The organism is Cupriavidus metallidurans CH34 (genome assembly GCF_000196015.1).
GTDB lineage: Bacteria > Pseudomonadota > Gammaproteobacteria > Burkholderiales > Burkholderiaceae > Cupriavidus > Cupriavidus metallidurans.
Genome location: NC_007974.2, coordinates 2,092,757 through 2,116,702 on the forward strand (window position 1 = coordinate 2,092,757; position 23,946 = coordinate 2,116,702).

The window sequence follows — 23,946 nt, forward strand, 5'->3', positions numbered from 1 at the left end:
CGCAAGCGGCTGGTGCATACTCCGGCTGGCACAGCCATCGCGCCAGCTTTTCCAAATCGAGCACGCACACCCATGGACATCGCCTCGCTTGCCATCCTGATCGCCGCTATCGAGGAGAAGAGTCTTTCACGCGCGGCCGAGCGCGAGAATCTGGTCACCTCCGCGGCCAGCAAGCGGATTGCCGAACTGGAACGTCGCGCGGGCACGGCGCTGCTGCGCCGCCATGGACGCGGCGTGGAGCCGACACCGGCAGGCGCCATGCTGTATCAGCGTGCCAAGGCCATCGTGCGCAGCGTGCAACTGGCGCAGGACGCGCTGGCGTCCTACTCGATGGACGGCATCGCCAAAATTCGCCTGGCATCGAACCGGTCGACGATCCTGCAGTTCCTGCCGACCGATATCAGCGGCTTTCTCAAGCACGACCCCGACGCCCGCATCGACCTGATCGAGGCGTTCAGCTTCGACATTCCGCGCATGGTGGCCAACGGCGACGCCGACATCGGCATCTATCACGCGCGCAGCCCGAGCCCGGGCGTGTACTCCCTGCCCTACCGCAAGGACCGAGTCGGACTGGTCGTGCCGCGCGGCCACCCGCTGGAGGCGAAAGGGTCGCTACGGCTCGAGGAAGCACTGGACTACGACTTCCTTGGCTACTTCCCACGCCATACGTTCGACGCCTTCCTCACCCTGGTGTCGGGCACGATCTCTCGCCCGCTGACCGTGAAGACACAGGTCTCGAACTTCGAGGCCCGCTGCCGCATGGTGCGTGAAGGCCTGGGCCTTGCCGTGGTGCCGGAGGGCATCGCCAGGAACTACCTGCAGATGATGGGGCTGTCGCTGCTGACACTGCGCGATGCTTGGGCCGAGCGCGAGTTCTACGTCTGCGTGCGCGACAAGGAAAGCCTGCCGTCCGGCGTGGCCCGGCTGCTCGAATACCTGAGCCGCTGCGAGGCGATGGAGCAGCATTTCCTGAAGCCGCGATGAAGTCTGCGTTTCCATATCGTCAAAGCTCGGGTACGTCAGCTCTCTAAGATGAAAAACAGCCACCCTGCCTTGAAAGGGGGGCGCTGATTACAAGATTCATCGGAGACAGCAATGAAGAATTTCCTGCGGCACGCCGCCGTCGGGCTGATGCTCGCCTGCGCCGCGACCGGCCACGCCCAGCAGCCGTATCCCTCCAAGCCGATCCGCGTCGTCGTGGCGTTCACCGCCGGCGGCACCACAGACATCCTCGCGCGTGAAGTCGCGCAGCAGATGAGCAAGGCGCTTGGACAGAGCGTGGTGGTGGAGAACCGTCCCGGCGCGGGCGGCAACATCGGCACGGACTTCGTCGGCCGCAGCGACGCGGACGGCTACACGCTGCTGGCCACGTCGGTGGGCCCTGTGGCCATCAACCCGACGCTGTATCGCAAGCTCAAGGTCAATCCGCAAACCGACCTGCAAGCGGTGGCTCCGATCGCCGATGTGCCGAACGTACTGGTGGTGTACCCCGGCCTGCCGGTGAAGTCCGTGCAGGATCTCGTCGCCTATGCGAAGACGCATCCGAATGGCCTCAATTTCGGCTCCACCGGCGTGGGCACCGCAGCGCATCTGTCGGGCGTACTGTTCAACGAGCGTACCGGCGCGAAGACCACACACGTGCCATACAAGGGCGCCGATGCACTGAACGACCTATTGGCCGGACGTGTGCAGTTCATGTTCGCGACGATTCCGTCGGTGATTTCCCATATCCGCGGCGGTCAGCTTCGCGCCATCGCCGTCACGTCACGCAAGCGTTCGTCGGCACTGCCCGATGTGCCCACAATGGCGGAAGCCGGCGTGCCGAACCTTGTCACAGGCGCATGGTTCGGGCTGTTCGCGCCCAAGGGCACGCCGCCGGAGATCGTCGTCAGGTTGAACAAGATCGTGACCGATGCGCTGAGCCAACCCGAGATGCGTGGCAGGTTCGCGCAACAGGGCGCGGAATCGATGAACATGACGGCCGATGCGTTCGGCAAGTTCGTGGCGGCCGAGTACCTGACGTGGAAGCCGGTGGTAATCAGTTCTGGCGCCCGCATCGACTGAGTCGACCATCCGGGCGCGGAACCCTTCCCGCAAGAAAAAGGGCCGGTCTCATCGACCGGCCCTGCTGTTTCCGCAACCTTGCGGCTAACCTGGTGCGCCTACCCCACGGCGACTGTCACTTGAGATCGAAGCGGTCCAGGTTCATCACCTTGCTCCACGCCGCCACGAAGTCCTGCACGAACTTCTCCTGCGCGTCCGCCGCACCATAGACCTCGGCAACCGCCCGCAGCTCGGAGTTCGAGCCGAAGACCAGATCGACGCGCGTGCCGGTCCATCTTGGCGTGCCCGTCGCCCGGTCGCTGCCCTCGAACACCTCTCTTTCCTCCGACACTGGCTTCCACTCCGTGCCCATGTCGAGCAGGTTCACGAAGAAGTCGTTGGTCAGCGTGCCAGGGCGTTTCGTGAAGACGCCGTGCTGCGAGTTGCCGAAGTTGGCGCCCAGCACCCGCAGTCCACCGACAAGCGCCGTCATCTCCGGCACGGTCAGCTTCAGCAGTTGCGCCTTGTCCACCAGCAAGGCCTCGGCCCGGACCGAGAACTTGCCCTGCAGGTAGTTGCGGAAACCATCTGCGATGGGTTCCAGCACCACCATCGCATCCAGGTCCGTTTTCTCCTGCGTAGTGTCCATGCGTCCCGGCGAGAACGGCACCGTCACATCCTGCCCGGCGCTCTTTGCCGCCTGCTCGACGCCCGCGCATCCGGCCAGCACGATCAGGTCAGCCATCGAGACCTTCTTGCCACCGCTCTGCGCCTTGTTGAACTCGCTCTGGATGCTCTCCAGCTTGACCAGCACCTTCGCCAGTTCGGCAGGCTGATTGACGTCCCAGTCCTTCTGCGGGGCCAGGCGGATGCGCGCGCCGTTGGCGCCACCGCGCTTGTCCGAGCCACGGAACGTCGAAGCCGACGCCCACGCCGTCGAAACCAGTTGCGGCACGGTCAGCCCCGAAGCCTGCACCTTGGCCTTGAGCGCGGCGACATCCTTCGCGTCGATCAGCGGATGATCAACCGGCGGGATGGGGTCTTGCCACAGGAGTTCCTCCTTCGGGACTTCCGGGCCAAGGTAGCGCGCGCGCGGCCCCATGTCGCGATGGGTCAGCTTGAACCACGCCCGTGCGAATGCGTCGGCCAGCTCATCGGGATGATCGTAGTACCGGCGCGAAATCTTGCCGTAGATCGAATCGAAGCGCAGCGACAGATCGGTCGTCAGCATCGAGGGCGAACGGCGCTTCGACGGGTCGGCAGGGTCGGGCACGGTGCCGGCGCCGGCATTGCCCTTTGGCTTCCATTGATGTGCGCCCGCGGGGCTCTTCGTCAATTCCCATTCGTACTCGAACAGGTGCTTGAAGAAGTCGTTGCTCCACTTCGTCGGCGTGGTGGTCCAGATGACCTCCAGGCCACTGCCGATGGCATCACCGCCCTTGCCGGTGCCAAAGCTGCTGCGCCAGCCAAGGCCCTGCTCCTCGAGGCCCGCGGCTTCAGGCTCGGGCCCCACGTGCGATGCGGGGCCGGCGCCATGCGTCTTGCCGAAGGCATGACCGCCCGCGATCAGCGCGACGGTTTCTTCGTCGTTCATGGCCATGCGGCGGAACGTCTCGCGGATGTCGATGGCGGCGGCAACCGGGTCCGGGTTGCCATTGGGGCCTTCCGGATTTACATAGATCAGGCCCATCTGCACCGCAGCCAGCGGATTCTCGAGGTTCCGGTTACCGCTGTAACGCTTGTCCGCCAGCCACTCGGCTTCATTGCCCCAGTAGACGGACTCGTCCGGCTCATAGACATCCTCGCGTCCGCCGCCGAATCCGAAGGTCTTGAACCCCATCGACTCCAGGGCAACATTGCCCGTCAGAACGATCAGGTCGGCCCACGAGATCTTGCGGCCGTATTTCTGCTTGATCGGCCAGATGAGCCTGCGTGCCTTGTCCAGACTGACGTTGTCCGGCCAGCTGTTGGTGGGCGCGAAACGCTGCTGGCCAGCGCCGGCACCGCCACGCCCATCGCCGATGCGGTAGGTACCTGCCGCGTGCCAGGCCATCCGGACGAACAACGGGCCGTAGTGCCCGAAATCCGCCGGCCACCAGGACTGCGAATCGGTCATCAGCGCTTCCAGATCCTTCTTGACCGCCGCGAGGTCGAGACTGTTAAACGCCTTCGCATAATCGAAAGCCTCTCCCATCGGATCGGACAACGGAGCGTTCTGGCGCAGGATATGCAGATTCAGGCGCTCGGGCCACCATTCCTGGAGCGCCCGGCCAGCGCCGGCGGGATGTAGAAAAGGGCACTTTGCTTCAGTTGTCATGCGAGTCTCCTTTGATCTCGACCGTACTCAACGTAACACCATGCCTCAGCCACTCGCCCGCATCCGGAGCCCCAGAAGGACCGCCCTCGGATACCGGGCTGTATCGGACATCACAGCTGCCCTACCATCCTAGAACGCGATGCCAGCCTACCGAAGGAATTAAAGCAATCCGGGCGTGCCGGCGGCGTGCGGATGTCCCTGCCTGGCGGTGGGACTTCTATAGTGAGGGGTACCAGAACAACAGTCGCGATAGGCGCGTCGGAGGATGCAATCATGGCCATGGCTAGCACGCTGGCTAGGTGCCTTCACAACCGGCAGAGCCGGTTCGACACCGTGGATCGCCCCTGTAGCGCCGGGGATCGGTTGGCCAAGACGGTCCTGCTGGAAGATCAGCGCGGCTACGTCGCGGCAGTGATTCCCTCGACGCACCACCTGAAGCTGTCGGAGATCCGTGCGCAGACCGGCCGCAAGCTGTCGCTTGCCCGCGATTGCGGCGTGCGCGAGGTGTTCAGGGACTGCAGCCGTGGCGCGATTCCGCCTGTCGCCATGGCCTATGGCACGCAGACCTGGCTGGACGACAGCCTGCTCTCGCATCCGGATGTCTACTTCGAAGCGGGCGACCACCGGGCATTGGTGCACATGAGTACCGATCAGTTCGTCGATCTCATGGCTGACGCGCAACGCGGGCACTTCTCGCACCGGGATATGTAAGGCAGGCCCGAAGCAGGGGCGAACTGCCTGCAGTCCCCGTGGCATTGGCATGCATTGCCGGTGCCACGGGGTGGAAACCCATTGTCGTGCCTGCCCGCGAAACCCCACGCGCCTGAGGACCGGGCGTCGTAAGCCCCCTGAAGCTGGTATGCCTGCTGGCGCACTCCCAGCCTTCGCGATGCGACCTTCACGCATCCGTACCTCTCCCCCAATCGTCAGATCGCGAGTGCGACAGGCCGTATCAGGCACTTTTTGATGTATTTGTGTCTATCTGACACAACATGTAAGTAAATTTACAACTTAAATACGAATCGTTATCATTCGTACTTCTGTTTGCATTTGACATGGCAGTGAGCCGCCCCCTCCGATATGCGTTTGAAATGCCTCGCCGTCGTCGCCGGCACCCTGCTCTCCTCCACACCCCACCTCCGGGCGCAAACGGTTGGAACGGCGGACCCACTACCTACAGTCGTCGTGACAGGCACCCGTTCCGAGAAAACACTCGATGAAACGCCGATCCGCACGGAGGTCGTCGACCGTCAGGAGATCGAACGCACGCACGCCCGCACGCTGAAGGACGCCCTGGAGAACGTGCCCGGCCTGCAGTTGCGCGAGATCCACGGCAAGTCCGGCTATGAGGTGACCCTGCAAGGGATGACCAGCGACCAGGTGCTTATCCTGGTCGACGGCCTGCCGATCACGGCCAGCACCGGGTCGACCGTTGACGTTTCCCAGTACCTGCTGGCCGAAGTCGACCACGTCGAGGTGGTCAAGGGCGCCAGTTCCGCGCAGTACGGCAGCTCGGCGATGGGCGGGGTGATCAATGTCATCACGCGGCCCATCTCGCGCGGATTCTCGGCTGCCGCGACAGCCGATGCAGGCACCTATGGCAGCCAGAACGCCGACGGCTCGCCCGGTTCCCTGCATGGCAACATCCGGCTCGAAGGCGGCAACGAACAGTTCCGCGCACGCGTCACCGCCGACGCGCTCGACAACAAGGGCTATGCCGTGGAACCCGACGGCTGGACACGGCACGGCGACAAGATTCGCCGCGAGCAGTATGCCGGTCGCCTCGAATGGTTGCCCAGCGCCGCCGGCAGCTTCTGGTTCGACGCCAGCGCCTATCGCGAGACCGACGAACAACGCTACCAGTACTACGCGCCGCCCAACTACGTCCCGCAGCGCAAGACAGAGGACATCGATCGCAACCGCTACACATATGGCGGCCAATGGCGCTTCGGCAATGGCGTGCGCGCCCGCCTGGCCGGGGTGCACGAGACCTACGACAGCACCTCGCGCGAGTACTCGAACGGCTTCCAGACCGCGACGCGCAATGCCGCGCAGCAGACCGACCATGTCTCCGCGCAGTTCGACATGCCAGCCTGGTATCGACAGCTCTGGCAGTTCGGCGGCGACTTCCACCGCGAAACGCTCGACCAGAACGTCAACGGCACGTCCGAACTGGCCGGCAAGGGCAGCGCCGAACGGCAGGCCGGCGAGCTCTACCTGCAGAACGACATCCTCTTCAACGAGACGTGGGAAATGGTCGTCGGCCTGCGCGGCCAGCATGACTCTGACTTCGGCGCGCACTTCGCGCCCAAGGTGGGCGTGCGCGCGAACCTGCTGTCGAACGACACCTGGAAGGGCGTGCTGCGCGCCAACTACGGCCAGGGCTACCGCGTGCCGAACCTGAAGGAACGGCACTACCTGTTCGATCACAGCTCGCTTGGCTACATCGTCCTCGGCAACCCGAACCTCAAACCAGAATCGTCGAACAGCTTCCAGCTCGGCGGGCAGCTCACGTGGCGAGACCGCGTCACGCTCGATGCCAACCTGTTCTACAACCACGTGGCGGATCTGATCCAGACCGACATGACCAACTTCACGATGGTCAACGGCATCGCGGTCTACACCTACCGCAACGTGGCACGCGCCCGCACCCAGGGCGCTGAGACAGCGCTGCGCTGGCGCGCGACCAACCAGTTGAATCTGACAGCCGCCTACACCTACACGTCGACCGAGGATCTGAACACAGGTAGCGAACTGACCCGCCGGCCGCGCCATATGGGCCGCGTCGGCGCGGACTGGCGCGTGCTGCCCGCCACCGAGCTATCCGCGCGGGCGCGCTTCCAGAGCAGCGAGCTGACCGACTCGGCCACCGGCGCGCGCTCGCCCGGCTGGGGCACGCTGGATCTGGTGCTGAACCAGAAGCTCGACCGCAACGTGACCGCTTTCGTCGGCGTGAACAACCTGTTCAACCGCCAACGCGATTTCGCAAATGCCAGTGACTTCGGGCCGGTGGCGGGCCGCTTCATCTATCTGGGCGCACGCTTCAACGTGGACGTCGCCCGCTAATCAGAAACAAACCAGAGACAAACGGGGAAATCAACAATGAAAGCCAGACTCGCATCGCATCACACCACGCTGCGCCTGCTTGGCGCTGCCGTGCTGACAATAGCCCTGGCCGCCTGCGGCGGCGGTGGCGATGACAGCAGCAGCACCTCCACCGGCGGTTCCACGGGTGGATCGACAGGCGGCACCACCGGAGGCACGACCACGCCGCCGGCCACCACGTCAGCCTTCACCCAATCCGCGGAATGGACGTTCAAACTGCCGGCCGCCAATGCATCGGTCTGCTACGACTTCAACGCCAAGGCACAGGTCGACTGCACGGGCACCGCATGGGACCTGAAGGTCAAGAGCAGCACGAACGGCATGAGCGCCTCGCTCTGGACCAACAGCGGCACCAGCGGCACTGGCAACGGTGGCGCGTTCGGCGGCCCGTTCGACCATACCTGGACCGCGTTGTCCGCATGGAAGAACGCCACCACTGACCCCGTAAGCGGCGCGCTGCCTGCCACCGTCTTCCTGAAGGACTCCGCCAGCGGCGTGTTCTCCGGCACCAATGACATCGCCTCCGCGGTGTTCGAGTACGGCGTGACCGGCGCGGCAACCGACCACTCGCTCTACCCCACCTTCCGCACGTTCCTGATCACGACCAACAGCGCGTCGGCCGATACCACTGGCACGGTAGCGTCGCCGGTGTTCGCGCTGCAGGTCACGGGCTACTACGGCGGCGCCGGTGGCACGACTTCAGGCTATCCGTCGATCCGCTACATCGACCGCAGCGCCCCCGGCAACGTGCGGACAGCCACGATCAATGCGTCGGGCAATGACTGGGTCTACTACGACCTCGCGGCGAACGCGGTCAGCACCGCCAGCGGCACATGGCATATCGCCTTCAACCGCTACAGCGTCAAGCTCAATGGCGGAGAGTCGGGCACCGGCACCGTGGCGGGCTTCCTGGCCAAGACGCCGGCCGGCTTCTATGACACGTCGAACAAGCCGGTGGCGTCGATGTTCACGAACACCGGCAACGCCGCCAGCACCCTGGCCGATCTGACGGCTGCCGACCTCGCGCTGCCGGCCTCGGCCACCGCGTGGAAGAAGGACGCCACCGCATCGGTGCTGAACCCCGCCTATACCGGCAGCTATCCGAATCCGATGAGCTTCGGCTGGTACACGTACTACCCCACCGCTGCTGCCGCCGCCGCCAACGGCCTGCCTGCCGTCGCCCACCTGATCAGCGCCAACAGCGATGCCGGCGGCCTGATCCGTGGCGGCGAGGGCACCACGTACGCGCGCTTCCACCTGACGAAGATCGCCTATGCGGACCCGAACGTGAATAGCAGCACCCAGACCTGGACGATCAACTTCGACGTTCAGCCCTGATCAGCCCCTCCGAATACATGAACATGGAACAGCAAAGCATCGACAGCTTGCGCCAACGCCACGGCGCCCTGGTCGAAGAACATCCAAAGTTGCGGATCCGCGAACGCGCGCAGCGCCTCCGCGTGTCCGAGGCAGAACTGGTGGCGGCGGGCTGTGGCGTCGCATCACGGCAACTGGGCGGAACCGCGCAGGCGTTGTTCCGCGATCTCGGCACGCTGGGGTCGGTCATGGCGCTCTCGCGCAACGACCACGCCGTGCACGAGCGTCACGGCCAGTATCAGAGCATCGAGGCGAATGGCCCGGTCGGCATCGTGCTGGGGCCGGACATCGACCTGCGCATGTTCTTCGGCGGCTGGAAACACTTCTACGCCGTAACCGAAAACGGTCGCGACAGCATCCAGTTCTTCGACAAGGCGGGCGAGGCGGTACACAAGATCTACCGGACCGACCAGACCGATGCCACCGCGTGGTCGGCCTACATCGACCGCCACGCCGCGCAGGAGATCGCGCCGGTGCGGGTCGAGGGCTTTGACCGGATCGACGAGGCGGACTCCCCCGCCGACGGCGAGGCCCTGCGCGCGCACTGGCGCGCGCTCAAGGACACGCACGACTTCTTTGCGATGCTTCGCCAGTTCAAGGTATCGCGGCTGGGCGCGCTGCGTGCGGTCGGCCCAGATCTGGCGCAACGGGTGGACAAGCGCGCCGTGGAGACCGTGCTGGAACACTCCGCCGCCACCGGCCTGTCGATCATGTGCTTCGTCGCCAATCGCGGCATCGTGCAGATCCACACGGGCGCCGTGAAGAAGCTGCTGCGGACGGGGCCGTGGTTCAACGTGCTCGATGAGACCTTCAACCTGCACCTGAACACCGAGGCGGTGGCGTCAAGCTGGGTGGTCAACAAACCCACGGTGGACGGCTGGGTGACGTCGCTCGAACTGTACGGTGAGGACGGCGGGATGATCGTCCAGTTCTTCGGCGAGCGCAAACCCGGGCAGCCCGAACTGCCGGAATGGCGCCATCTGCTCGAGTCGCTGTGCCCGCAGGCACTCGCGGCCTGATTGTCCAGGAGGTTTGGCATGAAAATCCTGCAGTCCGCACTCATTACTGCGCTGATGCCGCTGCTTTGCGCGGCCGGCGTTGCCCACGCCGCGCCGCCAGCCCGCGTGGTCGGGCTCGGCGGCCCGGCCACCGAGATCGTCTACGCGCTCGATGCCGGCAAGAGCATGGTCGGCGTCGATTCCTCGAGCATCTATCCACCCGCCGCGCTGAAGCTGCCGAAGGTTGGCTACTATCGCGCGTTCTCCGTGGAAGGCGTGGTCAGCCTGAAGCCGGACCTGGTGCTGGCGCTGGACCATGCCGGTCCGCCACAGGCGCTGGAGCAATTGCGCAAGCTGGGCAGCAAGGTAGTGGTCGTGCCGTCCGAGCCGACGCTGGCCGCGCTGGACCAGCGCATCCTCGGCGTGGCGGCGGCGCTCGATGTACCGAAGCAAGGTCAGGCGCTGGTCGACAAACTGCACACCGAACTCCGTGACATCAAGCCATCTGCGGAAGGGCTGCGGGTGCTGATGGTCAGCAGCCACACCGGCCGGATGCAGGCCGTGGGCGAAAACACCGCCGGCGACGCCATGCTGAAGCTCCTGGGCGCGACCAACGCGCTGGCCGGCCAGCGCGGCTTCAAGCCGTTCTCGGCGGAAGCGGCGGCGGCGCTCAGGCCGGACGTGATCGTCACGACATCAATGTCGATCGACGCTGTCGGCAGCGTCGACGCGTTCCTGGCGCAGCCCGGCCTGAGCGCCACGCCAGCGGCCCGCGACAAGCGCATCGTCGTGATGGACGATCTGCTGATGCTCAGCATCGGTCCGCGCCTTCCCGAGGCGCTGCGCCTGCTGCGCAACGGTCTTGCCAGCCGGCAGGTGGCAGCACGATGATGCGTGGCCAATGTGGCCGAAGGCCGGGCATGTTGGCCGCCCTGTGCGTCATGCTCGTGATCACCGCGCTCTGGGCAGCCGCCAGCGGGGCATTGTCGATTCCGCACGGCAAGCTCCTGCCCTTGCTCTGGTCACCTGCCGCCGAAGGAGAGGATGTCATCTGGCGCAATGTGCTGATCGAGGTGCGGCTGCCGCGCATCGTGCTGGCCATCACCGCCGGCGCGGCGCTAGCACTGTCTGGCGCGGTGATGCAGGCGCTCTTCCGCAATCCGCTGGCCGAGCCAGGGTTGATCGGGATCTCGCTGGGCGGTGCCGCGGGTGCCGTGGCCGCGATCGTGCTGGGCGCCGAAGGGCTCGGCAGCGTCGCGCCCGCCGCATTCGCAGGCAGCCTGATTGCCACCGCCTTCGCCTACGTGCTTGGCACACGGCGCCCGGGCGCGGCCAACCTGCTGCTCGCCGGCGTGGCCATCAATGCGATCTGCGCGGCCGTCGTTGGGTTCTTCACCTATCAGGCCAGCGACGTGCAACTGCGCAACCTGACGTTCTGGAACATGGGCAGCCTTGCTGGCGCGACGTGGTCGATCCTGGCGTGGCTTGTGCCGCTGGTGGCCGTGCTGTGCGCGCTGCTCATGCGTGACTGGCGCGCGATGAACGCGCTGCTGCTCGGCGAACGGGAAGCCCAGCACATCGGCTTCGACCTGAAGCGGCTCCGCCGCCGGTTGATCGTGCTTACCGCGCTGCTGGTAGGGCCCATCGTGGCCGTCACGGGAACGATTTCCTTCGTGGGACTGGTCGTGCCGCATCTGATCCGGCTGGCACTAGGTGCCGATCATCGCTGGCTGCTGCCGAACACACTGGCGGGCGGCGCTATCGCCTTGACGCTGGGCGACTGGATGGCACGCACGGTGGTGGTTCCGGCGGAACTGCCGATCGGCATCGTCACGAGCCTGGTGGGTGGGCCATTCCTGCTCTGGATGCTGACACGCAAAAGACCCTGATGAACCTGACGAACCTGACATGCTGATTGCCCGCAATCTTTCATGCAGCCGCGGTCGGCGGCAGATCCTGTCCGGTATCGACCTGACCCTGCCGGCCGGCGAGATGGTCGGCGTGCTCGGTGCCAACGGCGCCGGCAAGAGCACGCTGCTCGGCACGCTGGCAGGTGAACTGCCCGGCGACGACGCGGCGGTGTCGCTCTGCAACCGGCCATTGACGGACTGGCCCGTGGACGAGCTCGCCCGTAGCCGTGCGGTGCTGCCGCAATCGCCCGGTCTGGGCTTCGACCTGGGTGTGACCGAGGTGGTGGCGATGGGCGGCTATCCATTTCCAGAGATGGGCAAGCACACGCTCGATACCCTGCTGGACCGCGCCCTGGCGCTGGCCGACGTCGCGCATCTGGCCACGCGTTCGTACCAGAGCCTATCCGGCGGCGAACAGCAGCGCGTGCAGTTCGCTCGCGCGCTGGTGCAGGTGCTGGCCTGCCGCACGGCCGACAGCTACCGCGCGCTACTGCTCGATGAACCGATTTCGAGCCTCGACCCCCGGCATCAGTTGCAACTGCTCGGCACGGCGCGCAACCTGTGCCATACCGACGCCCTGGCGGTGCTGGTCGTGCTCCACGACGTCAATCTCGCCGCCCGCTGGTGCGACAGGCTCGTGCTGCTGGCCGATGGCCGTACCGTGGCCAGCGGCACCCCCGCCGACGTGCTGACCCCGCCGAACCTCGCCACGGTGTACGGCATTCCAGCCACCGTCATGGAATCGCCAGTTCACCGGGGCGTGCCGATGGTGGTGTTTGGCTGATTCGGCTGAGCGGCTGAGCAGCTGAGCGGCGCCCATGGGGGACGCACCTATGCGTACTTCCCCGTTATCCCTCCATCGACCACCAGCTCGGTGCCGGTAATGTAGGCCGCTGCATCCGACGCCAGGAACGCACAGGCGTGTGCCACGTCCCACGCGGTGCCCATCCGCTGCATCGGCACCTGTCTCGCACGCGCCGCGCGGGCGTCGTCGAGACTGTCCGCCGAGAACTGCTTCGCCACGGTATGGGCGATGCGTGGCGTGTCGATCAAACCCGGCACCACGCAATTTGCACGGATGCCGCTGCCCGCGTACTGCTGCGCGATCATCCGCGTGAACTGGATCAGCGCGGCCTTGCTGACGCTGTACGACAGGTGCGGATAGCCGATATAGCGTAGCCCCGCCACCGAGGAAACCGTGACGATGGCACCCCGGCCCCGCTCGACCATTGACGGCAGCACCTGCTGCGACGCCAGCAGCAGGCTTCGCACGTTCACGTTGTGGGCCGCATCGAAATCCCGCACATCGGTGTCCAGAACCCCGCCGGTCTTGCCGATGCCAACGTTGTGATGCAGCACATCGATGGGGCCGAAGTGTTCGCGCGCCTCCGCGAACAGGCGCGCGATCTCCGCCTCTTCCGCCACGTCGCCGACGAAGGTCTCCGCCGCGCCACCCTCGGCCCGAATCAGCGCCGTCGTCTCCGCAGCCGAGGCGGCGTCGCGGTCCACCACGCAGACGCGGGCGCCAAGCCGGGCATAGGTCACGCTGGCGGCGCGCCCGATGCTCCAGCCGGGGCCCGCCGATCCACCGCCCGCCACAAACACGGTGCGATCCGCCAGACTGAGCGGCAGCGCGTTCATGCGTGGTCTCCGTGCGGCGCGTTGCCGACGTACGGGATGGCCTCCTCGACCACGTCCCAGATATAGCGTCCCGACGGGCTCTGCTGCTCCTCGACGATATGGGCCACGAGCCCAGCCGCGCGGGAGATCACCGCGAACCCCCGCATCACCGCCGTCGGCACGCCAATCTCGCCAAGCAGCGCGGCCACCGACCCCGTGGCATTGATCGTGATCGGCCGCCCCGCCACTTCGTCAACCGCCGCCGACAGGCGTCTCAGGGCACCGATATGCGCGCCGGCCAGATCCGGCTCCGCATCGCCGAGTTCCAGCAGCTTGTACGCGCGCGGGTCCACCGGCTTGTGCAGGTGATGGCCAAAACCCGGCACGGCCGCCCGCATTTCCTTGTAGTGGCGCGCGATGGACAGTGCTTCGGCATCGGGGTCCTGTGCCGCCAGAATGCGGTCCAGCAACGTCGAGCAGTTCTCCATCGTGCCGACGAACGAACTGCCAACCGCCAGCAGGCCAGCCGACACGGCGCCTTGCAGGTTCTCTGGCGCGCTCATGTAGATCAGGCGCGTGGCGATGGCGCTTGGCGTCAGGCCGTGCTCCATCAGCACCACGAGCACCATGTCGGCGATACGCATGTCCACCGGGCGCGGGGTGCGGCCGAGGATCTGCATCAGCATGACTTCGGTGAAGGTCTTCTTGCCCAGAAGGTCGTCCACGAGATCGGCCTCGCGATAGTGCAGGCTGGTCAGCGTGTGGGTGCACAGCCGGGTCACCGGCTTGTCTTGTTGGCTCATGCTTGGTCTCCGGTTTGCAATGCCGTCAGCGCCTGGTCGCGCACGGTGTTCTTGAGTACCTTGCCGACGGTGGAGCGCGGCAGGCTGGTGTGGAAATGAATCTGCTTTGGCGTCTGCACCGGACCCAGCCGCTCGCGCACGAACGCGATCAGCTCGGTGGCCTGCACCGCGCATCCTTCGCGCAATTGCACGGCCGCATGGACCGCTTCGCCCCATTTGTCGTCGGGCACGCCGAACACCGCGCATTCATGCACGGCCGGGTGCTGGCCCAGCGCGTTCTCCACGTCGATCGGGTAGACGTTGAAGCCGCCGGTGATCACCACTTCGCGCAGGCGGTCCTTCAGATACAGGAAACCCTGCGCGTCCAACATGCCACGATCCCCGGTATGCAACCAGCCGTCGACGATGGTCGCGGCGGTCAGGTCCGGGCGGTTCCAGTAGCCGGTCATGACCAGATCGCCACGCGCCACCACTTCGCCCACCTCGCCACGGGGCAGCAGACGCCCGTCGGGGGACATGATCGCCACCTCGCTGAACCACGTGGCGCGCCCCACCGATGCCATGCGGCGCTCGTCAGCCAGATCGTCGGGGCCGATCACCGTCAGCAGTTGCGGCGCTTCGGTCTGGCCATATGTGGTGGCCACCACCGACCCGAAGAACTCGCGCGCCTGCTGGATCTTCTGCGGCGGCATCGGCGCGCCGCCGTAAATCAGGCGACGCAGCGCCGGGTAGTCGGCGCGCGATGTGCCGGGCAGCGCCATCAGCATGTAGATCAGCGTGGGCGGCATAAAGCAGACCGTGCCGGCGCGGTCACGGAACGTGGCGCGCACCGCTTCTGCCCCGCTGCCTTCCATGATCACGTGACAACCGCCCTGCGCCAGGATCGGCATGACGTAGGTGGACGTGCCATGCGTGATCGGCGCGGCCATCACATAGCGATCCGCCTCGGTGAAGCCCCAGGCGTGGATCTGGTTGACGATATTGGTCATCCAGGCGCGATACGGCTGCATGACGCCCTTGGGCGCGCCCGTGGTACCGCCTGTGAACTTGATGGCCTGCGTGGCGTCCCGGTGCAGATCGAGCACCGGGCGCGTGGCATCGGGATACCGGAGAACAACGGCGCTCAGCACGTCTGCGCCGCCTGACGCATGGTCCGCATAGTCCGTGTAGAGCCGCGTGCCCGGTGCATCGCCCAGCAGCGCTTCGGAGGCGGCATCGAGTACCACGATGCTCGGCGTCGTGGCGTCGATGATGCGGCGCAACTCGGGCTGAGTGCTCTTCGGGTTCAGCGGCACCCAGATCTTGCCGCTGGCCAGCACCGCCAGCAGCGCCACGATGTGCTCGGCCGAGTTGCCGGCGCAGATGCCCACGCGACTCTGCGGCGCGGGATCGAGCGTCATGAAATGCGTGGCCAGCGCCGCCACCTGGCCGGCCAGTTCGCGATAGCGCAGGCTGCCGCCGGGGGCGTCAATGGCGACGTTGTCGGGCCAGCGGTCGGCGGCCCGCCAGAACAGTTCAATCGGAAGCATGGATGGTCCTTGGGAATCCTCAGTTGACACGCGCGCCCGATTGCTTGACCACGTCGTGCCAACGCTTGATCTCGGACGCCGCGAAGGTACGGAGTTGCTCGGGGGTGCCTGGCTCGGGCGTGGCCGCCAGGTCGCGCATACGCTCGCGTACCTCGGATGCGTTGAGCGCCTTGTTCAGTGCCGTGTTGAGCTTGTCGATCACCGGCTTGGGCGTTCCCGCCGGCGCGGCGATAGAGAACCATGACTGCACATCGAAGCCCGGGAGTCCGGATTCCGCCACCGTGGGCACATCAGGCAGTTGGGGCATGCGCTGGGCGCTGGTGACCGCGATGGCGCGCAACTTGCCGGACTTCACGTGCGGCAGCGCGGACGGCGCGTTGTCGAACATCGACTGCACCTGCCCACCCAGCAGATCGGTGACGGCCGGCGCGCTCCCCTTGTAAGGCACGTGCAGCATGTTGGCGCCACTGCGGCTACGGAACATCTCTCCGGACAGGTGGATGGACGATCCGCTACCCGACGACGCGAACGTCACACCATCGGGCGACTCCTTGGCCAACCGCACGTAGTCGGCAACGGTCTTGACCGGCAACTTCGGGTTGACCACCAGCACGTTCGGGATCTTGGCAATCATGCCGACGGGCTCGAAGTCGCGCACGGGGTCGTAGCCGAGCTTGTCGTAGAGCGTGGCATTGATCGTGTTCGCGATCGTGAAGACGTAGAGCGTGTAGCCATCCGGCGTCGCCTTGGCCACAACTTCGGCGCCAACGTTGCTATTGGCGCCGGCGCGGTTTTCCACCACGATCGGCTGACCCAGCGCCTCGCCCATCTTTTGCGCTACCAGGCGGGCCAGCACGTCGGTGGCGCCTCCGGCGGCATAACCCACCACGAGCCGCACGGGGCGCGTGGGAAAGCTGGAATCCGCCGCCTGGGCGGCGGGAACGCCGCACGCAAGCGCGGCACTGATCAGGGCGTGGCTCAACAGGCGCCTGCGCGCCGCGTTCCAGAAAGTCATGAGTGCTGTCTCCTAGTTGGGTGGTCGTGCCCGGAACGCGCCCGTCTGCTCGATTTGCCCATCGCACCTTGCGGCGCACCTGCGGCATACTGCGGACTGCTTTCCGGCCCGCAAATTCTTTCCCATGACTTCTCGCACTGCGAATCGAAACGTCCGGCAGACGGACGTTTCATCTTCGACCTCCGAGGAAGGCACCCGCGCCTTACGACGCGGCCTGACGCTGCTCGACGCCATCCTGGCAGCCGGTAAGGATGGTCTCCGGGTGATCGACATGTGCCGCGCGGCCGGCCTGGAGCGGCCCACGGTCTACCGCTTGCTGGCGGCCCTGATCGACTGTGGATATGTGGTCCAGCACGGGAGATTTCGCTATGTGCGCGGTCCGCGTCTGGCGGCAATGCCACAGCGTGGGGAATCGACGGACCTTTCTGGAAAGCTGGGCCCGGTGCTCACGCGGGTGAGCCAGGCGTGCGGCGATGCCGCCTTCTGCGTGGTTCGCGATGGCGCGTTGTCGCGCTGCATCGCGCGCCACGTGGGCACCCATCCCGTGCAGGTGCTGGTCATCCAGGTGGGCACCCGGCAACCGCTGGGCGTTGGCGCAGCGGGGCTGGCGCTGCTGGCAGCACTGCCCGATGCCACCGTCGACGAGGTGATCGCCACCAATGCAGGCGTGCTGGACCAGTACGGCGGCATGACGCCCGACCGGATGCGCATCCTGATCCGCGCCACGCGCGAACGCGGCTACTCGGTGATCGGCAATCACGCCACGCGCGGCGCACTGGCCGTGGGCATGGCCGTGCACGATCGCGATGGCGAGCCCGTGGCTGGCATCAGCGTGGCCACCACGCTTGCGCGAATGCCGCGCGAGCGGCAGCAGTTGCTGGCTCGGGTGATGCGCGAAGCAGTGGCGGCGTTGCTGCCGTGTGGCCTGTAGCCGGGCCGTAGCGACTCACCTGGCGGAACGCCAGGTCGACACTCCGCCGCTTTACGGGCAAGATCATTGGCCTGCCCGTTCCATTTGGGAATCCTCTTCCACACAGCCGGTCGAACCAGGGAAGCGCCGCCCGCCGGCAAGCCCGCCAGCCCGCATTCCCTTCCCCACTGCTTTCGGCCCTGCGCCCTACCGCCTCCGTCATGCAACGTCTGCTTCTGATTCTTGGCTGCCTGTTTCTCGTCGCGGCAATCGCATGGCCCTGGCTATCGCGGCTGCCGCTCGGGCGGCTGCCCGGTGACATCCGGATCGTCCGCGACGGTTTCAGTTTCTACTTCCCCATCACCACCTGCATCCTGATCTCGCTGCTGGTGTCGCTGGTGCTCTGGCTGCTACGGCGATGACGGCGATGAGCCAGTGCGTCGTGATCTCAGGGTGCTCGGGTGGCGGGAAATCGTCGCTGCTGAGCGAACTCGGGGCGCGTGGCTATCCCGTGGTGGAAGAACCAGGGCGGCGCGTCGTCGTGGAAGAAACGGCCCGCCATGGCAACGCACTGCCATGGGTCGACATGCCCGCCTTTCTGCGCCGCGTGATCGCCATGGCGCGTGCCGACGTGCTCGCGCTGGAACAGTCGGCTGGCCGGATTGGGCTCAGTGAGCCGGGTGAGCCAGGGAAATGGATCTTCTTCGATCGAGGGCTGGTCGACGCGTTCGTCGCGCTTCAGCACGTCAGTGGCAAGCCGCAACTCGCGCCGCTCGTGCATCAGGTCCGGCCGTACCATCGGGTCGTATTCCTGACGCCACCCTGGCCGGAGATCTACGTTCAGGACGCCGAGCGCCGCCATGACCTCGACGCCGCCACCGCAGAGTACGCGCGGCTGCTCGAAGCCTATCCAGCGCTTGGGTATGACGTTCGCATCATCCCCAGGGCCAGCATTGCCGAGCGCGCCGATTTCGTCCTGAATACCCTCCAGGGGTAGACGCCACCCTCCGCGAGAAGCGGAAGGGAGCGTACCCCAGACGGCTTGCTTCGATGGCTTACTTGCCGGACAGCTTCGGGAACTGCGGGTTCGTCACGACTTGCTTGAGCAGTTCCTGCACGGCCGGGCCGAAGGCATCCGCCACGTTCTTGCACGCGCCCATGGCCGTGAAGCTCGTGTCGAACGGGTACTTGACCGAGACCTTGTAGCCCTTGTCCGCCGGCGATTGCACGGCCATCGTGATCTGCCAGTACGCCGGGGACACCGAGCTGAAGCTCAGTTCCTCGATGCGGCCCTGAATCGGGGCGCCCTTCACATCATAGGCTTGCGCCATCAGGAGTTCTTCCTGGAAGGCGTCCTTGATGTACTGCGACAGCGTCTTGCCCGGCGCCACCTTGACCGGCCCCATCAGACGGCACAGCGGGCTCTCGTCGACGCCCGGCGCCATGCCGACATCGCTGACGCTGACCTTCTTCGACTGCAGGCTCTGCTGGATGGCGATAACGTTCGAGGCGGATGCCTTGTAGGGGATCGAGTTCGTGGTCTCGCATCCGGTCAAAAGAACGCCCGTCGCGCAGATGGCGGCAACGAGGGCAAACTTGCATTGCTTCATGATTCTCTTCCAGTGGGTTATATGGGCTCTGTCGATATCCGTGCCCTCAACGAACTACGGAAGAATTCCGCGAGACCCAAATCCCACCTTGGGGGGGTGGCAGCGCCGGCTACCTTGCCGTCATGCTGGTTCAGGCATTGAAAGAGACGGTAGAATCCGCAAACCATTCATACCGCCACGCCGGAGACGCCAATGGTTCGCCTGCTGATGCTGCTGTTGGGAGTGGATTACCTGCGTACACGTTGGAAAGCGCTGGCCTGGGCCGGCGCCCTCAGCATAGTGGTCGGTGCCGTGCTGTTCATCGATGCGCTCGACGGCAAGCTTGATTTCCCGATCCAGCCGTTTGCCTGGCTGCTGCTTCTGGAAGGGCTGGCCACGCTGGCCGTCGCCTCGACCGGCATTGGTGGCCAGCGTACGCTGCGCTACGCCAAGGGCATCGCCTTCAGCGTGGCCGCCATCCTCGTGCTGGCCGAGCGCCACCATGGCCACATGGTCCTGTCGGTCATCTTCGGCGCGCTGTTTCTGGCCGATGGCCTGCTGCAGGTGGCCTCCGCGCATGTGGTGCGCTTTCGCACGTGGCGGCTGGCAATGGCGGGAGGCGTGATCGAGATCGCCCTGGCCATCTTCTTCATCCAGCCCTACCCGACGCACTATGTCGGCACCGTGCCCTACTGCGTGGCGCTCGGGCTGATCTTCGGCGGCTGGAACATGTTGCTGCTGGCATCGCGCGCGCGCCGGCTTGCCGGCAACCCCGGCCTGCGCAAGGATCCGGAGTCCGCCAGCGCCGAATCGAACAAGCGGCGCCTGACGACGTGGAGCGGACCGCCCGCGTCGGACGAACGCGCGTTGACCGTCCACGTCTGGACGCCCGTGGGTTCCGCGAAGTCCAAGGCACAGCATCAGCCGATCATCGACCGCTACATCGCCGCCGTCGACCGCGATGGCGTTATCTCCACGGGGCACGCCGCGCTGGAATCACCTGAAGGCATCTACATCAGCCTCTACCCGGCCGTCGAGATCGACCGTTCGCCAGACGATTTCACGCGGCTGCTGCGGGCCACGCAGGAGAACAACGTACCCGGACGGTTCCAGCCTGACTATCCGACAGAATCCAAGGCATGGTGCGCGTCGACCGTTCAGGTCCGTATTCGCAATTACGATGCCGAGCGCCTGCAGAACTTCTGGCACGACTATCGGCAGAACACGACCTACAACCTGACATACCGGAACTGCTCGAGCACGGTGGCACGTGCGCTCGATGCCGCACTGGAGGGCGCCGCCACACGTGCCTGGACGCGGCTCGGCGGCTGGTGGCCGCTGTTCCGGCTATTGCTGACACCGGAGTTGTGGGTAGCAGCCCATCTGCGCAAGCGCGCCGCCACCATGGCGTGGACGCCGGGCCTGACACTCGACTACGCTCGCGCCATGAGCATGTTGGCCGACCCGCGCCCCTTTGCGTGGGCGACCGTGTGGAGCGGGCTGGCGGCGCGGCGCTCGGGGCGCGAATCGCGCTAGTGCCGTGTCAGCTTGACGGCGCCTCGTCCGCAAAGCATCCGGTTCCGATCGTGCGCAGCGCCTCGCCATCGCGCACGATGAAGAGGACGTCGAGGCCGCGCTGCCGCGCGTAGTCCGGCCCAGCCTGCGCGCCGAGCACCATCAGCGCCGTCGCATAGGCATCGGCATCCGCGCAGGTCTTCGCCACCACCGTGACCGATGCCATCCCACCCGCCAGCGGCGCACCGGTACGCGGGTCCATCGTGTGCGAAATGCGCGCGCCGCCGACATCGGCCCAGCGCCGGTAATCGCCGGACGTGGCAATGGCGGCATCTGCCAGTTCGATCACGCCCATCGCCGCGCGGCGCTCATAGTCCGGGGCCTCGAGGGCGATCGCCCACGGCCCGCCATCTGGCTTATTCCCACGCGCGCGCATCTCGCCGTCGATGCCGACCAGCCAGGATTCGATACCGTGCTCGCTCAGCACACGCCCGAGTTCATCGACGCCAAACCCCTTGGCGATGCCACACAGATCGAGCACGACCGGGCCGAGCTTGCGCACGCGGCACAGCCGCTCATCCACCTCGATCAGTTCTCCTGCTGGCTGGCGGGGACTTGCGCCGGCCGCCTCACCGAGATCTGGATGCGAAACGCATTGCGCCCCGGACGGTCCGAACCCCCACCGGTCGACCAGATCGCCGACGCCGATGTTGAACGCGTTGTGCGTATCACTGCCGATCTTCAGCGCCCGCGCAAGCAGGGTTGCGAGGTTCCTGGAGACCGGCACCCAACCGCCCGGCGCAGCACGGTTCAGTCGGGACAGATCCGAGTCTGCCTTCCAGTTCGACATCTGCGCATCCACGGCGCCGACCGCCAGGGCGAGTCGTTCCGCCAGCACCGCTTCATCCATGCCCGGCGGCGCGTAGTATGCCGCCGTGTAGCGGGTGCCCATGGTCGCGCCGCTGACGCGACAGAGTTCGAGCGCCGTGTCTGACCGATTAGTAGACGTCCTCGACATAGCGTCCCTCCGCTTTGAGTTGCGCGACGGACAAGCCGGTGTCCGTCAGAATCCGCTCCCACGCCTGTGCCACGCCCTCGGCCATCTTGCGGCCGCCGCACACCATGATCTGCGCACCGTGGGCCATCAACCCGCGCAGGCTCTGCGCATCGGCGACCAGTCTTTCCTGCACATAGGTCCGGTTGCCCGAACGTGAGAACGCGGTCGTGAGCGCGTGCAGCCGCTGGTCGGCCACCAGGCCCTTCAGCTCGTCGCGATACAGGTAGCCGTCCTCGGCATTGCGCGCCCCAAAGTACAGGTGCATGGGCCGGCGTGCCGCGTTGTGCCGGATAAAGCCAATCAACGGGCCGATCCCGGTGCCGGCCCCGATCATGATCACGGGTGCATTGCCTGGTTCGGGCCGGAAGCGCGTGTGCGGCCGGATAAATGCGTCGATGGTGTCGCCGGGGCGCAGGTCTGTGAGGTACGTGGAACACACGCCTTCAGGCAGCCGCCGCACGCAGATCTCCACCACACCGTCCGCCGCGCCGCTCGCGAGCGAGTAGTACCGGGGCGACGTAGCGCCGGGCGGCACGATGCCGAGCAGATCCCCGGTCTCGAACGTGGGCAGCCCTGGCCGGAACGGCGTGGCACGCTGCTCTGGGACGAAGCGCAGGACCGAGGTCATCGCCTCAGCGCCGACGCCGTAGTCCTCACGCGAGAGGAGCTTGAGCGGCACGCTGGGTGGCAGCATCGGCGTGTAGCGAATATCAAGCGACAACCCGAGCGTCGTGGCCAGCCAGTCGCACCATTGCCGGAATTCCGGCTCCGACTGCCGGTCCACCGTGCCCGGATCGGCAAGGGCTCGCAGACCCTTGCCCAGCAGCGCATCGTGCACCGCGCTCGCATAGCCGCAGAACGCGGGGAACTGGCGATCACCGAACCCCAGCACCGCAAAGTCGGTATCGGTTGGGACCGTCAGGCGATTGAGCTTCGACAGGAAGTGACTTGCGCTCTCGGGTGCATCGCCATCGCCATACGTGGCGGTCAGGACCAGCAGCCGCTTTTTCCCACGATAGCTGTCCGCCAGCTCATTCATCGGCGCGGTATGCACGCGCAGGCCTGCCTCGGTCAACGCGGCATGCAGCGCAGAAGCAAAGCCCCATGTGGTGTTGCCCTCGGAGCCCACCAGCAACACCGTATCCGCGTCGCGTGCCGGCACATTGCCGGCCAAGGTCGGCATGGTTCCCCGACGACGCAGCCACAGCAGCAGGCCCGTCACTGCCAGCACCGGCACCGACAGCGACGACGCACCAAGCATCAACCCGAGCCACCACATCCCCTGGCCCGTATGCAACATGCGGACAACCGCCTGCACGCGCTGCCAGCCGTCGGTGGGCTGGAAGGCGGTCATCTTCCCCGTCGCCGGATCGACATACCCGACGCCGTCGGTCGTATCCAGTTCGATGACGTCGCCCTGGGCATCGGCATGGGCGAATGTCAGTTGGTGCAGGCCTGCGCTGTCGATACCCAGCGCGGGCATCCGCTCCAGCGGCATTGCCGGCGCCACCGCCGCAGGCACGCTGAGCACAGGGTCCTGGCCGCCGCCTTCCGGTATCAGCCCGAATGTCGTCATCGACATAACAAGCCCGGTCACCGCCGACAGCGTCAGCCCTAGCAGCGCCACGCGCGCGGTCTCGTTGTGCACGCGCTGGAGTCCGTTGCCGCGGATCGGGCCGAGCAGGTGCTTCCACCCGCCCATGCGCCGCGCGAGCAACGCCAGCCCGGAAATCGTGACGAGCAGCATGAATGCGGCCGTCACGCCGGCCGCAATCCGGCCTGCGTCGCCGAGAAACAGCTTGCGATGCAGGTTCTTCATCCATCGCCAAACCGGCGAGGTGACATAGTCTCCCGTCGCCTTGCCGCTGGCAGGGTCGATGATCGAGGCGCGCTGCTGACCGTCGACCTCGTGATACGCGATGAACGTCCCCGACGGCCGCCGCGCAAGCGCTTCGACGCCCGGGATCTCCGTCTGTACGCGGCTCGCGAGCGTGGCCACGCTTACCGAAGCCTGGCCCGCGCGAACGGCATCCACACGTTCAAGCGCCGGATTCACCGACAACACCGCGCCCGATAGTGCGATGATCGTCATCAGCAACGCGGCGACGAGTCCTGGAACCAGATGGAACTTGCGTAGCATCGGTGGACCTCCTTTTTC

At 66.0% G+C, this 23,946-nt stretch carries 21 protein-coding genes; 13 read left to right on the forward strand and 8 right to left on the reverse strand.

The genetic code is table 11. The features are described 5' to 3' along the window. Positions 1 to 72: 72 nt before the first annotated feature. Together RMET_RS27460 and RMET_RS27465 are read left to right on the forward strand one after the other, a co-directional pair. Complete coding sequence (locus tag RMET_RS27460) at positions 73 to 984, forward strand: LysR family transcriptional regulator (RefSeq protein WP_008652125.1); 912 nt, start codon at positions 73 to 75, stop codon at positions 982 to 984. A gap of 111 nt (positions 985 to 1,095) precedes the next feature. Then, entirely contained in the window at positions 1,096 to 2,064 is a 969-nt protein-coding gene (locus RMET_RS27465; RefSeq protein WP_011519776.1) for a Bug family tripartite tricarboxylate transporter substrate binding protein, read from the forward strand. Positions 2,065 to 2,179: 115 nt separating this feature from the next. Here RMET_RS27465 and katG read toward each other — a convergent pair whose 3' ends face one another. After that, on the reverse strand, positions 2,180 to 4,360 hold the full coding sequence (gene katG / locus RMET_RS27470) for a catalase/peroxidase HPI (RefSeq protein ID WP_011519777.1): 2,181 nt from the start codon (positions 4,358 to 4,360) through the stop codon (positions 2,180 to 2,182). Between the two features lie 273 nt (positions 4,361 to 4,633). On the opposite strand from katG, the gene RMET_RS27475 reads away from it, so the two are divergent. The 7 genes from RMET_RS27475 (at position 4,634) to RMET_RS27505 (ending at position 12,534) form a co-directional block, all read left to right on the forward strand. Next, positions 4,634 to 5,071, forward strand: a complete 438-nt coding sequence (locus tag RMET_RS27475; RefSeq protein ID WP_029307015.1) for an aminoacyl-tRNA deacylase — start codon at positions 4,634 to 4,636, stop codon at positions 5,069 to 5,071. A gap of 474 nt (positions 5,072 to 5,545) precedes the next feature. After that, positions 5,546 to 7,426, forward strand: coding sequence for a TonB-dependent receptor plug domain-containing protein (locus tag RMET_RS27480; protein WP_231138550.1), 1,881 nt, complete (start codon positions 5,546 to 5,548; stop codon positions 7,424 to 7,426). A 36-nt stretch (positions 7,427 to 7,462) separates the two neighbouring features. Next, positions 7,463 to 8,803, forward strand: a complete 1,341-nt coding sequence (locus RMET_RS27485; RefSeq protein WP_011519780.1) for an HmuY family protein — start codon at positions 7,463 to 7,465, stop codon at positions 8,801 to 8,803. Positions 8,804 to 8,820: 17 nt separating this feature from the next. Then, entirely contained in the window at positions 8,821 to 9,861 is a 1,041-nt protein-coding gene (locus tag RMET_RS27490; RefSeq protein WP_011519781.1) for a hemin-degrading factor, read from the forward strand. 18 nt (positions 9,862 to 9,879) lie between these two features. Then, a complete protein-coding gene (locus RMET_RS27495; RefSeq protein WP_011519782.1) occupies positions 9,880 to 10,731 on the forward strand; it encodes a heme/hemin ABC transporter substrate-binding protein in 852 nt (283 codons plus the stop codon). Continuing rightward, positions 10,728 to 11,729: a FecCD family ABC transporter permease gene (locus tag RMET_RS27500; RefSeq protein ID WP_011519783.1), complete on the forward strand. Its 1,002-nt coding sequence runs from the start codon at positions 10,728 to 10,730 to the stop codon at positions 11,727 to 11,729. The genes RMET_RS27495 and RMET_RS27500 overlap by 4 nt, the downstream gene beginning before the upstream one ends. 19 nt (positions 11,730 to 11,748) lie before the next feature. Next, positions 11,749 to 12,534, forward strand: coding sequence for a heme ABC transporter ATP-binding protein (locus tag RMET_RS27505; protein ID WP_011519784.1), 786 nt, complete (start codon positions 11,749 to 11,751; stop codon positions 12,532 to 12,534). A 47-nt stretch (positions 12,535 to 12,581) separates the two neighbouring features. Here the strand turns inward: RMET_RS27505 and RMET_RS27510 are convergent, their stop codons facing one another. From RMET_RS27510 to RMET_RS27525, 4 genes are read right to left on the reverse strand one after another with little or no spacing between them, the layout of a single operon-like run. Next, the gene (locus tag RMET_RS27510) at positions 12,582 to 13,391 is read right to left on the reverse strand and encodes an SDR family NAD(P)-dependent oxidoreductase (RefSeq protein WP_011519785.1); all 810 of its coding nucleotides are present in this window, start codon (positions 13,389 to 13,391) and stop codon (positions 12,582 to 12,584) included. Next, positions 13,388 to 14,173, reverse strand: coding sequence for a citryl-CoA lyase (locus RMET_RS27515; RefSeq protein WP_011519786.1), 786 nt, complete (start codon positions 14,171 to 14,173; stop codon positions 13,388 to 13,390). Before RMET_RS27515 ends, RMET_RS27510 begins: the two co-directional genes overlap by 4 nt. Further along, the gene (locus tag RMET_RS27520; protein WP_011519787.1) at positions 14,170 to 15,702 is read right to left on the reverse strand and encodes a class I adenylate-forming enzyme family protein; all 1,533 of its coding nucleotides are present in this window, start codon (positions 15,700 to 15,702) and stop codon (positions 14,170 to 14,172) included. The genes RMET_RS27515 and RMET_RS27520 overlap by 4 nt, the downstream gene beginning before the upstream one ends. Before the next feature lie 19 nt (positions 15,703 to 15,721). Beyond that, entirely contained in the window at positions 15,722 to 16,717 is a 996-nt protein-coding gene (locus tag RMET_RS27525; protein ID WP_011519788.1) for a Bug family tripartite tricarboxylate transporter substrate binding protein, read from the reverse strand. Positions 16,718 to 16,841: 124 nt separating this feature from the next. On the opposite strand from RMET_RS27525, the gene RMET_RS27530 reads away from it, so the two are divergent. From RMET_RS27530 to RMET_RS27540, 3 genes are all read left to right on the forward strand, one after another. Beyond that, a complete protein-coding gene (locus tag RMET_RS27530) occupies positions 16,842 to 17,648 on the forward strand; it encodes an IclR family transcriptional regulator (RefSeq protein ID WP_011519789.1) in 807 nt (268 codons plus the stop codon). A 200-nt stretch (positions 17,649 to 17,848) separates the two neighbouring features. Then, positions 17,849 to 18,049 (forward strand): DUF2905 domain-containing protein, encoded by a 201-nt coding sequence (locus RMET_RS27535; RefSeq protein WP_008648313.1) that lies wholly within the window; start codon positions 17,849 to 17,851, stop codon positions 18,047 to 18,049. 5 nt (positions 18,050 to 18,054) lie between these two features. Next, on the forward strand, positions 18,055 to 18,624 hold the full coding sequence (locus RMET_RS27540) for an AAA family ATPase (protein WP_196776426.1): 570 nt from the start codon (positions 18,055 to 18,057) through the stop codon (positions 18,622 to 18,624). 58 nt (positions 18,625 to 18,682) lie between these two features. Here RMET_RS27540 and RMET_RS27545 read toward each other — a convergent pair whose 3' ends face one another. Then, on the reverse strand, positions 18,683 to 19,237 hold the full coding sequence (locus tag RMET_RS27545) for a hypothetical protein (RefSeq protein ID WP_011519791.1): 555 nt from the start codon (positions 19,235 to 19,237) through the stop codon (positions 18,683 to 18,685). A 192-nt stretch (positions 19,238 to 19,429) separates the two neighbouring features. On the opposite strand from RMET_RS27545, the gene RMET_RS27550 reads away from it, so the two are divergent. After that, positions 19,430 to 20,752, forward strand: coding sequence for an HdeD family acid-resistance protein (locus tag RMET_RS27550; protein ID WP_011519792.1), 1,323 nt, complete (start codon positions 19,430 to 19,432; stop codon positions 20,750 to 20,752). 7 nt (positions 20,753 to 20,759) lie between these two features. On the opposite strand, the gene RMET_RS27555 is transcribed toward RMET_RS27550, so the two are convergent. Continuing rightward, on the reverse strand, positions 20,760 to 21,749 hold the full coding sequence (locus RMET_RS27555; RefSeq protein ID WP_011519793.1) for an FAD:protein FMN transferase: 990 nt from the start codon (positions 21,747 to 21,749) through the stop codon (positions 20,760 to 20,762). Continuing rightward, complete coding sequence (locus RMET_RS27560) at positions 21,730 to 23,928, reverse strand: PepSY domain-containing protein (RefSeq protein WP_011519794.1); 2,199 nt, start codon at positions 23,926 to 23,928, stop codon at positions 21,730 to 21,732. The genes RMET_RS27555 and RMET_RS27560 overlap by 20 nt, the downstream gene beginning before the upstream one ends. Positions 23,929 to 23,946: the final 18 nt, after the last annotated feature.

What these genes read in the sequence shown, in the direction of transcription:
- RMET_RS27460 (WP_008652125.1), top strand. Translation starts at nt 73, where the DNA reads ATGGACATCGCCTCGCTTGCCATCCTGATCGCCGCTATCGAGGAGAAG.
- RMET_RS27465 (WP_011519776.1), top strand. Translation starts at nt 1,096, where the DNA reads ATGAAGAATTTCCTGCGGCACGCCGCCGTCGGGCTGATGCTCGCCTGC.
- katG (WP_011519777.1), bottom strand. Translation starts at nt 4,360, where the DNA reads ATGACAACTGAAGCAAAGTGCCCTTTTCTACATCCCGCCGGCGCTGGC.
- RMET_RS27475 (WP_029307015.1), top strand. Translation starts at nt 4,634, where the DNA reads ATGGCCATGGCTAGCACGCTGGCTAGGTGCCTTCACAACCGGCAGAGC.
- RMET_RS27485 (WP_011519780.1), top strand. Translation starts at nt 7,463, where the DNA reads ATGAAAGCCAGACTCGCATCGCATCACACCACGCTGCGCCTGCTTGGC.
- RMET_RS27490 (WP_011519781.1), top strand. Translation starts at nt 8,821, where the DNA reads ATGAACATGGAACAGCAAAGCATCGACAGCTTGCGCCAACGCCACGGC.
- RMET_RS27495 (WP_011519782.1), top strand. Translation starts at nt 9,880, where the DNA reads ATGAAAATCCTGCAGTCCGCACTCATTACTGCGCTGATGCCGCTGCTT.
- RMET_RS27500 (WP_011519783.1), top strand. Translation starts at nt 10,728, where the DNA reads ATGATGCGTGGCCAATGTGGCCGAAGGCCGGGCATGTTGGCCGCCCTG.
- RMET_RS27505 (WP_011519784.1), top strand. Translation starts at nt 11,749, where the DNA reads ATGCTGATTGCCCGCAATCTTTCATGCAGCCGCGGTCGGCGGCAGATC.
- RMET_RS27510 (WP_011519785.1), bottom strand. Translation starts at nt 13,391, where the DNA reads ATGAACGCGCTGCCGCTCAGTCTGGCGGATCGCACCGTGTTTGTGGCG.
- RMET_RS27515 (WP_011519786.1), bottom strand. Translation starts at nt 14,173, where the DNA reads ATGAGCCAACAAGACAAGCCGGTGACCCGGCTGTGCACCCACACGCTG.
- RMET_RS27520 (WP_011519787.1), bottom strand. Translation starts at nt 15,702, where the DNA reads ATGCTTCCGATTGAACTGTTCTGGCGGGCCGCCGACCGCTGGCCCGAC.
- RMET_RS27525 (WP_011519788.1), bottom strand. Translation starts at nt 16,717, where the DNA reads ATGACTTTCTGGAACGCGGCGCGCAGGCGCCTGTTGAGCCACGCCCTG.
- RMET_RS27530 (WP_011519789.1), top strand. Translation starts at nt 16,842, where the DNA reads ATGACTTCTCGCACTGCGAATCGAAACGTCCGGCAGACGGACGTTTCA.
- RMET_RS27535 (WP_008648313.1), top strand. Translation starts at nt 17,849, where the DNA reads ATGCAACGTCTGCTTCTGATTCTTGGCTGCCTGTTTCTCGTCGCGGCA.
- RMET_RS27540 (WP_196776426.1), top strand. Translation starts at nt 18,055, where the DNA reads ATGAGCCAGTGCGTCGTGATCTCAGGGTGCTCGGGTGGCGGGAAATCG.
- RMET_RS27545 (WP_011519791.1), bottom strand. Translation starts at nt 19,237, where the DNA reads ATGAAGCAATGCAAGTTTGCCCTCGTTGCCGCCATCTGCGCGACGGGC.
- RMET_RS27550 (WP_011519792.1), top strand. Translation starts at nt 19,430, where the DNA reads ATGGTTCGCCTGCTGATGCTGCTGTTGGGAGTGGATTACCTGCGTACA.
- RMET_RS27555 (WP_011519793.1), bottom strand. Translation starts at nt 21,749, where the DNA reads ATGTCGAGGACGTCTACTAATCGGTCAGACACGGCGCTCGAACTCTGT.
- RMET_RS27560 (WP_011519794.1), bottom strand. Translation starts at nt 23,928, where the DNA reads ATGCTACGCAAGTTCCATCTGGTTCCAGGACTCGTCGCCGCGTTGCTG.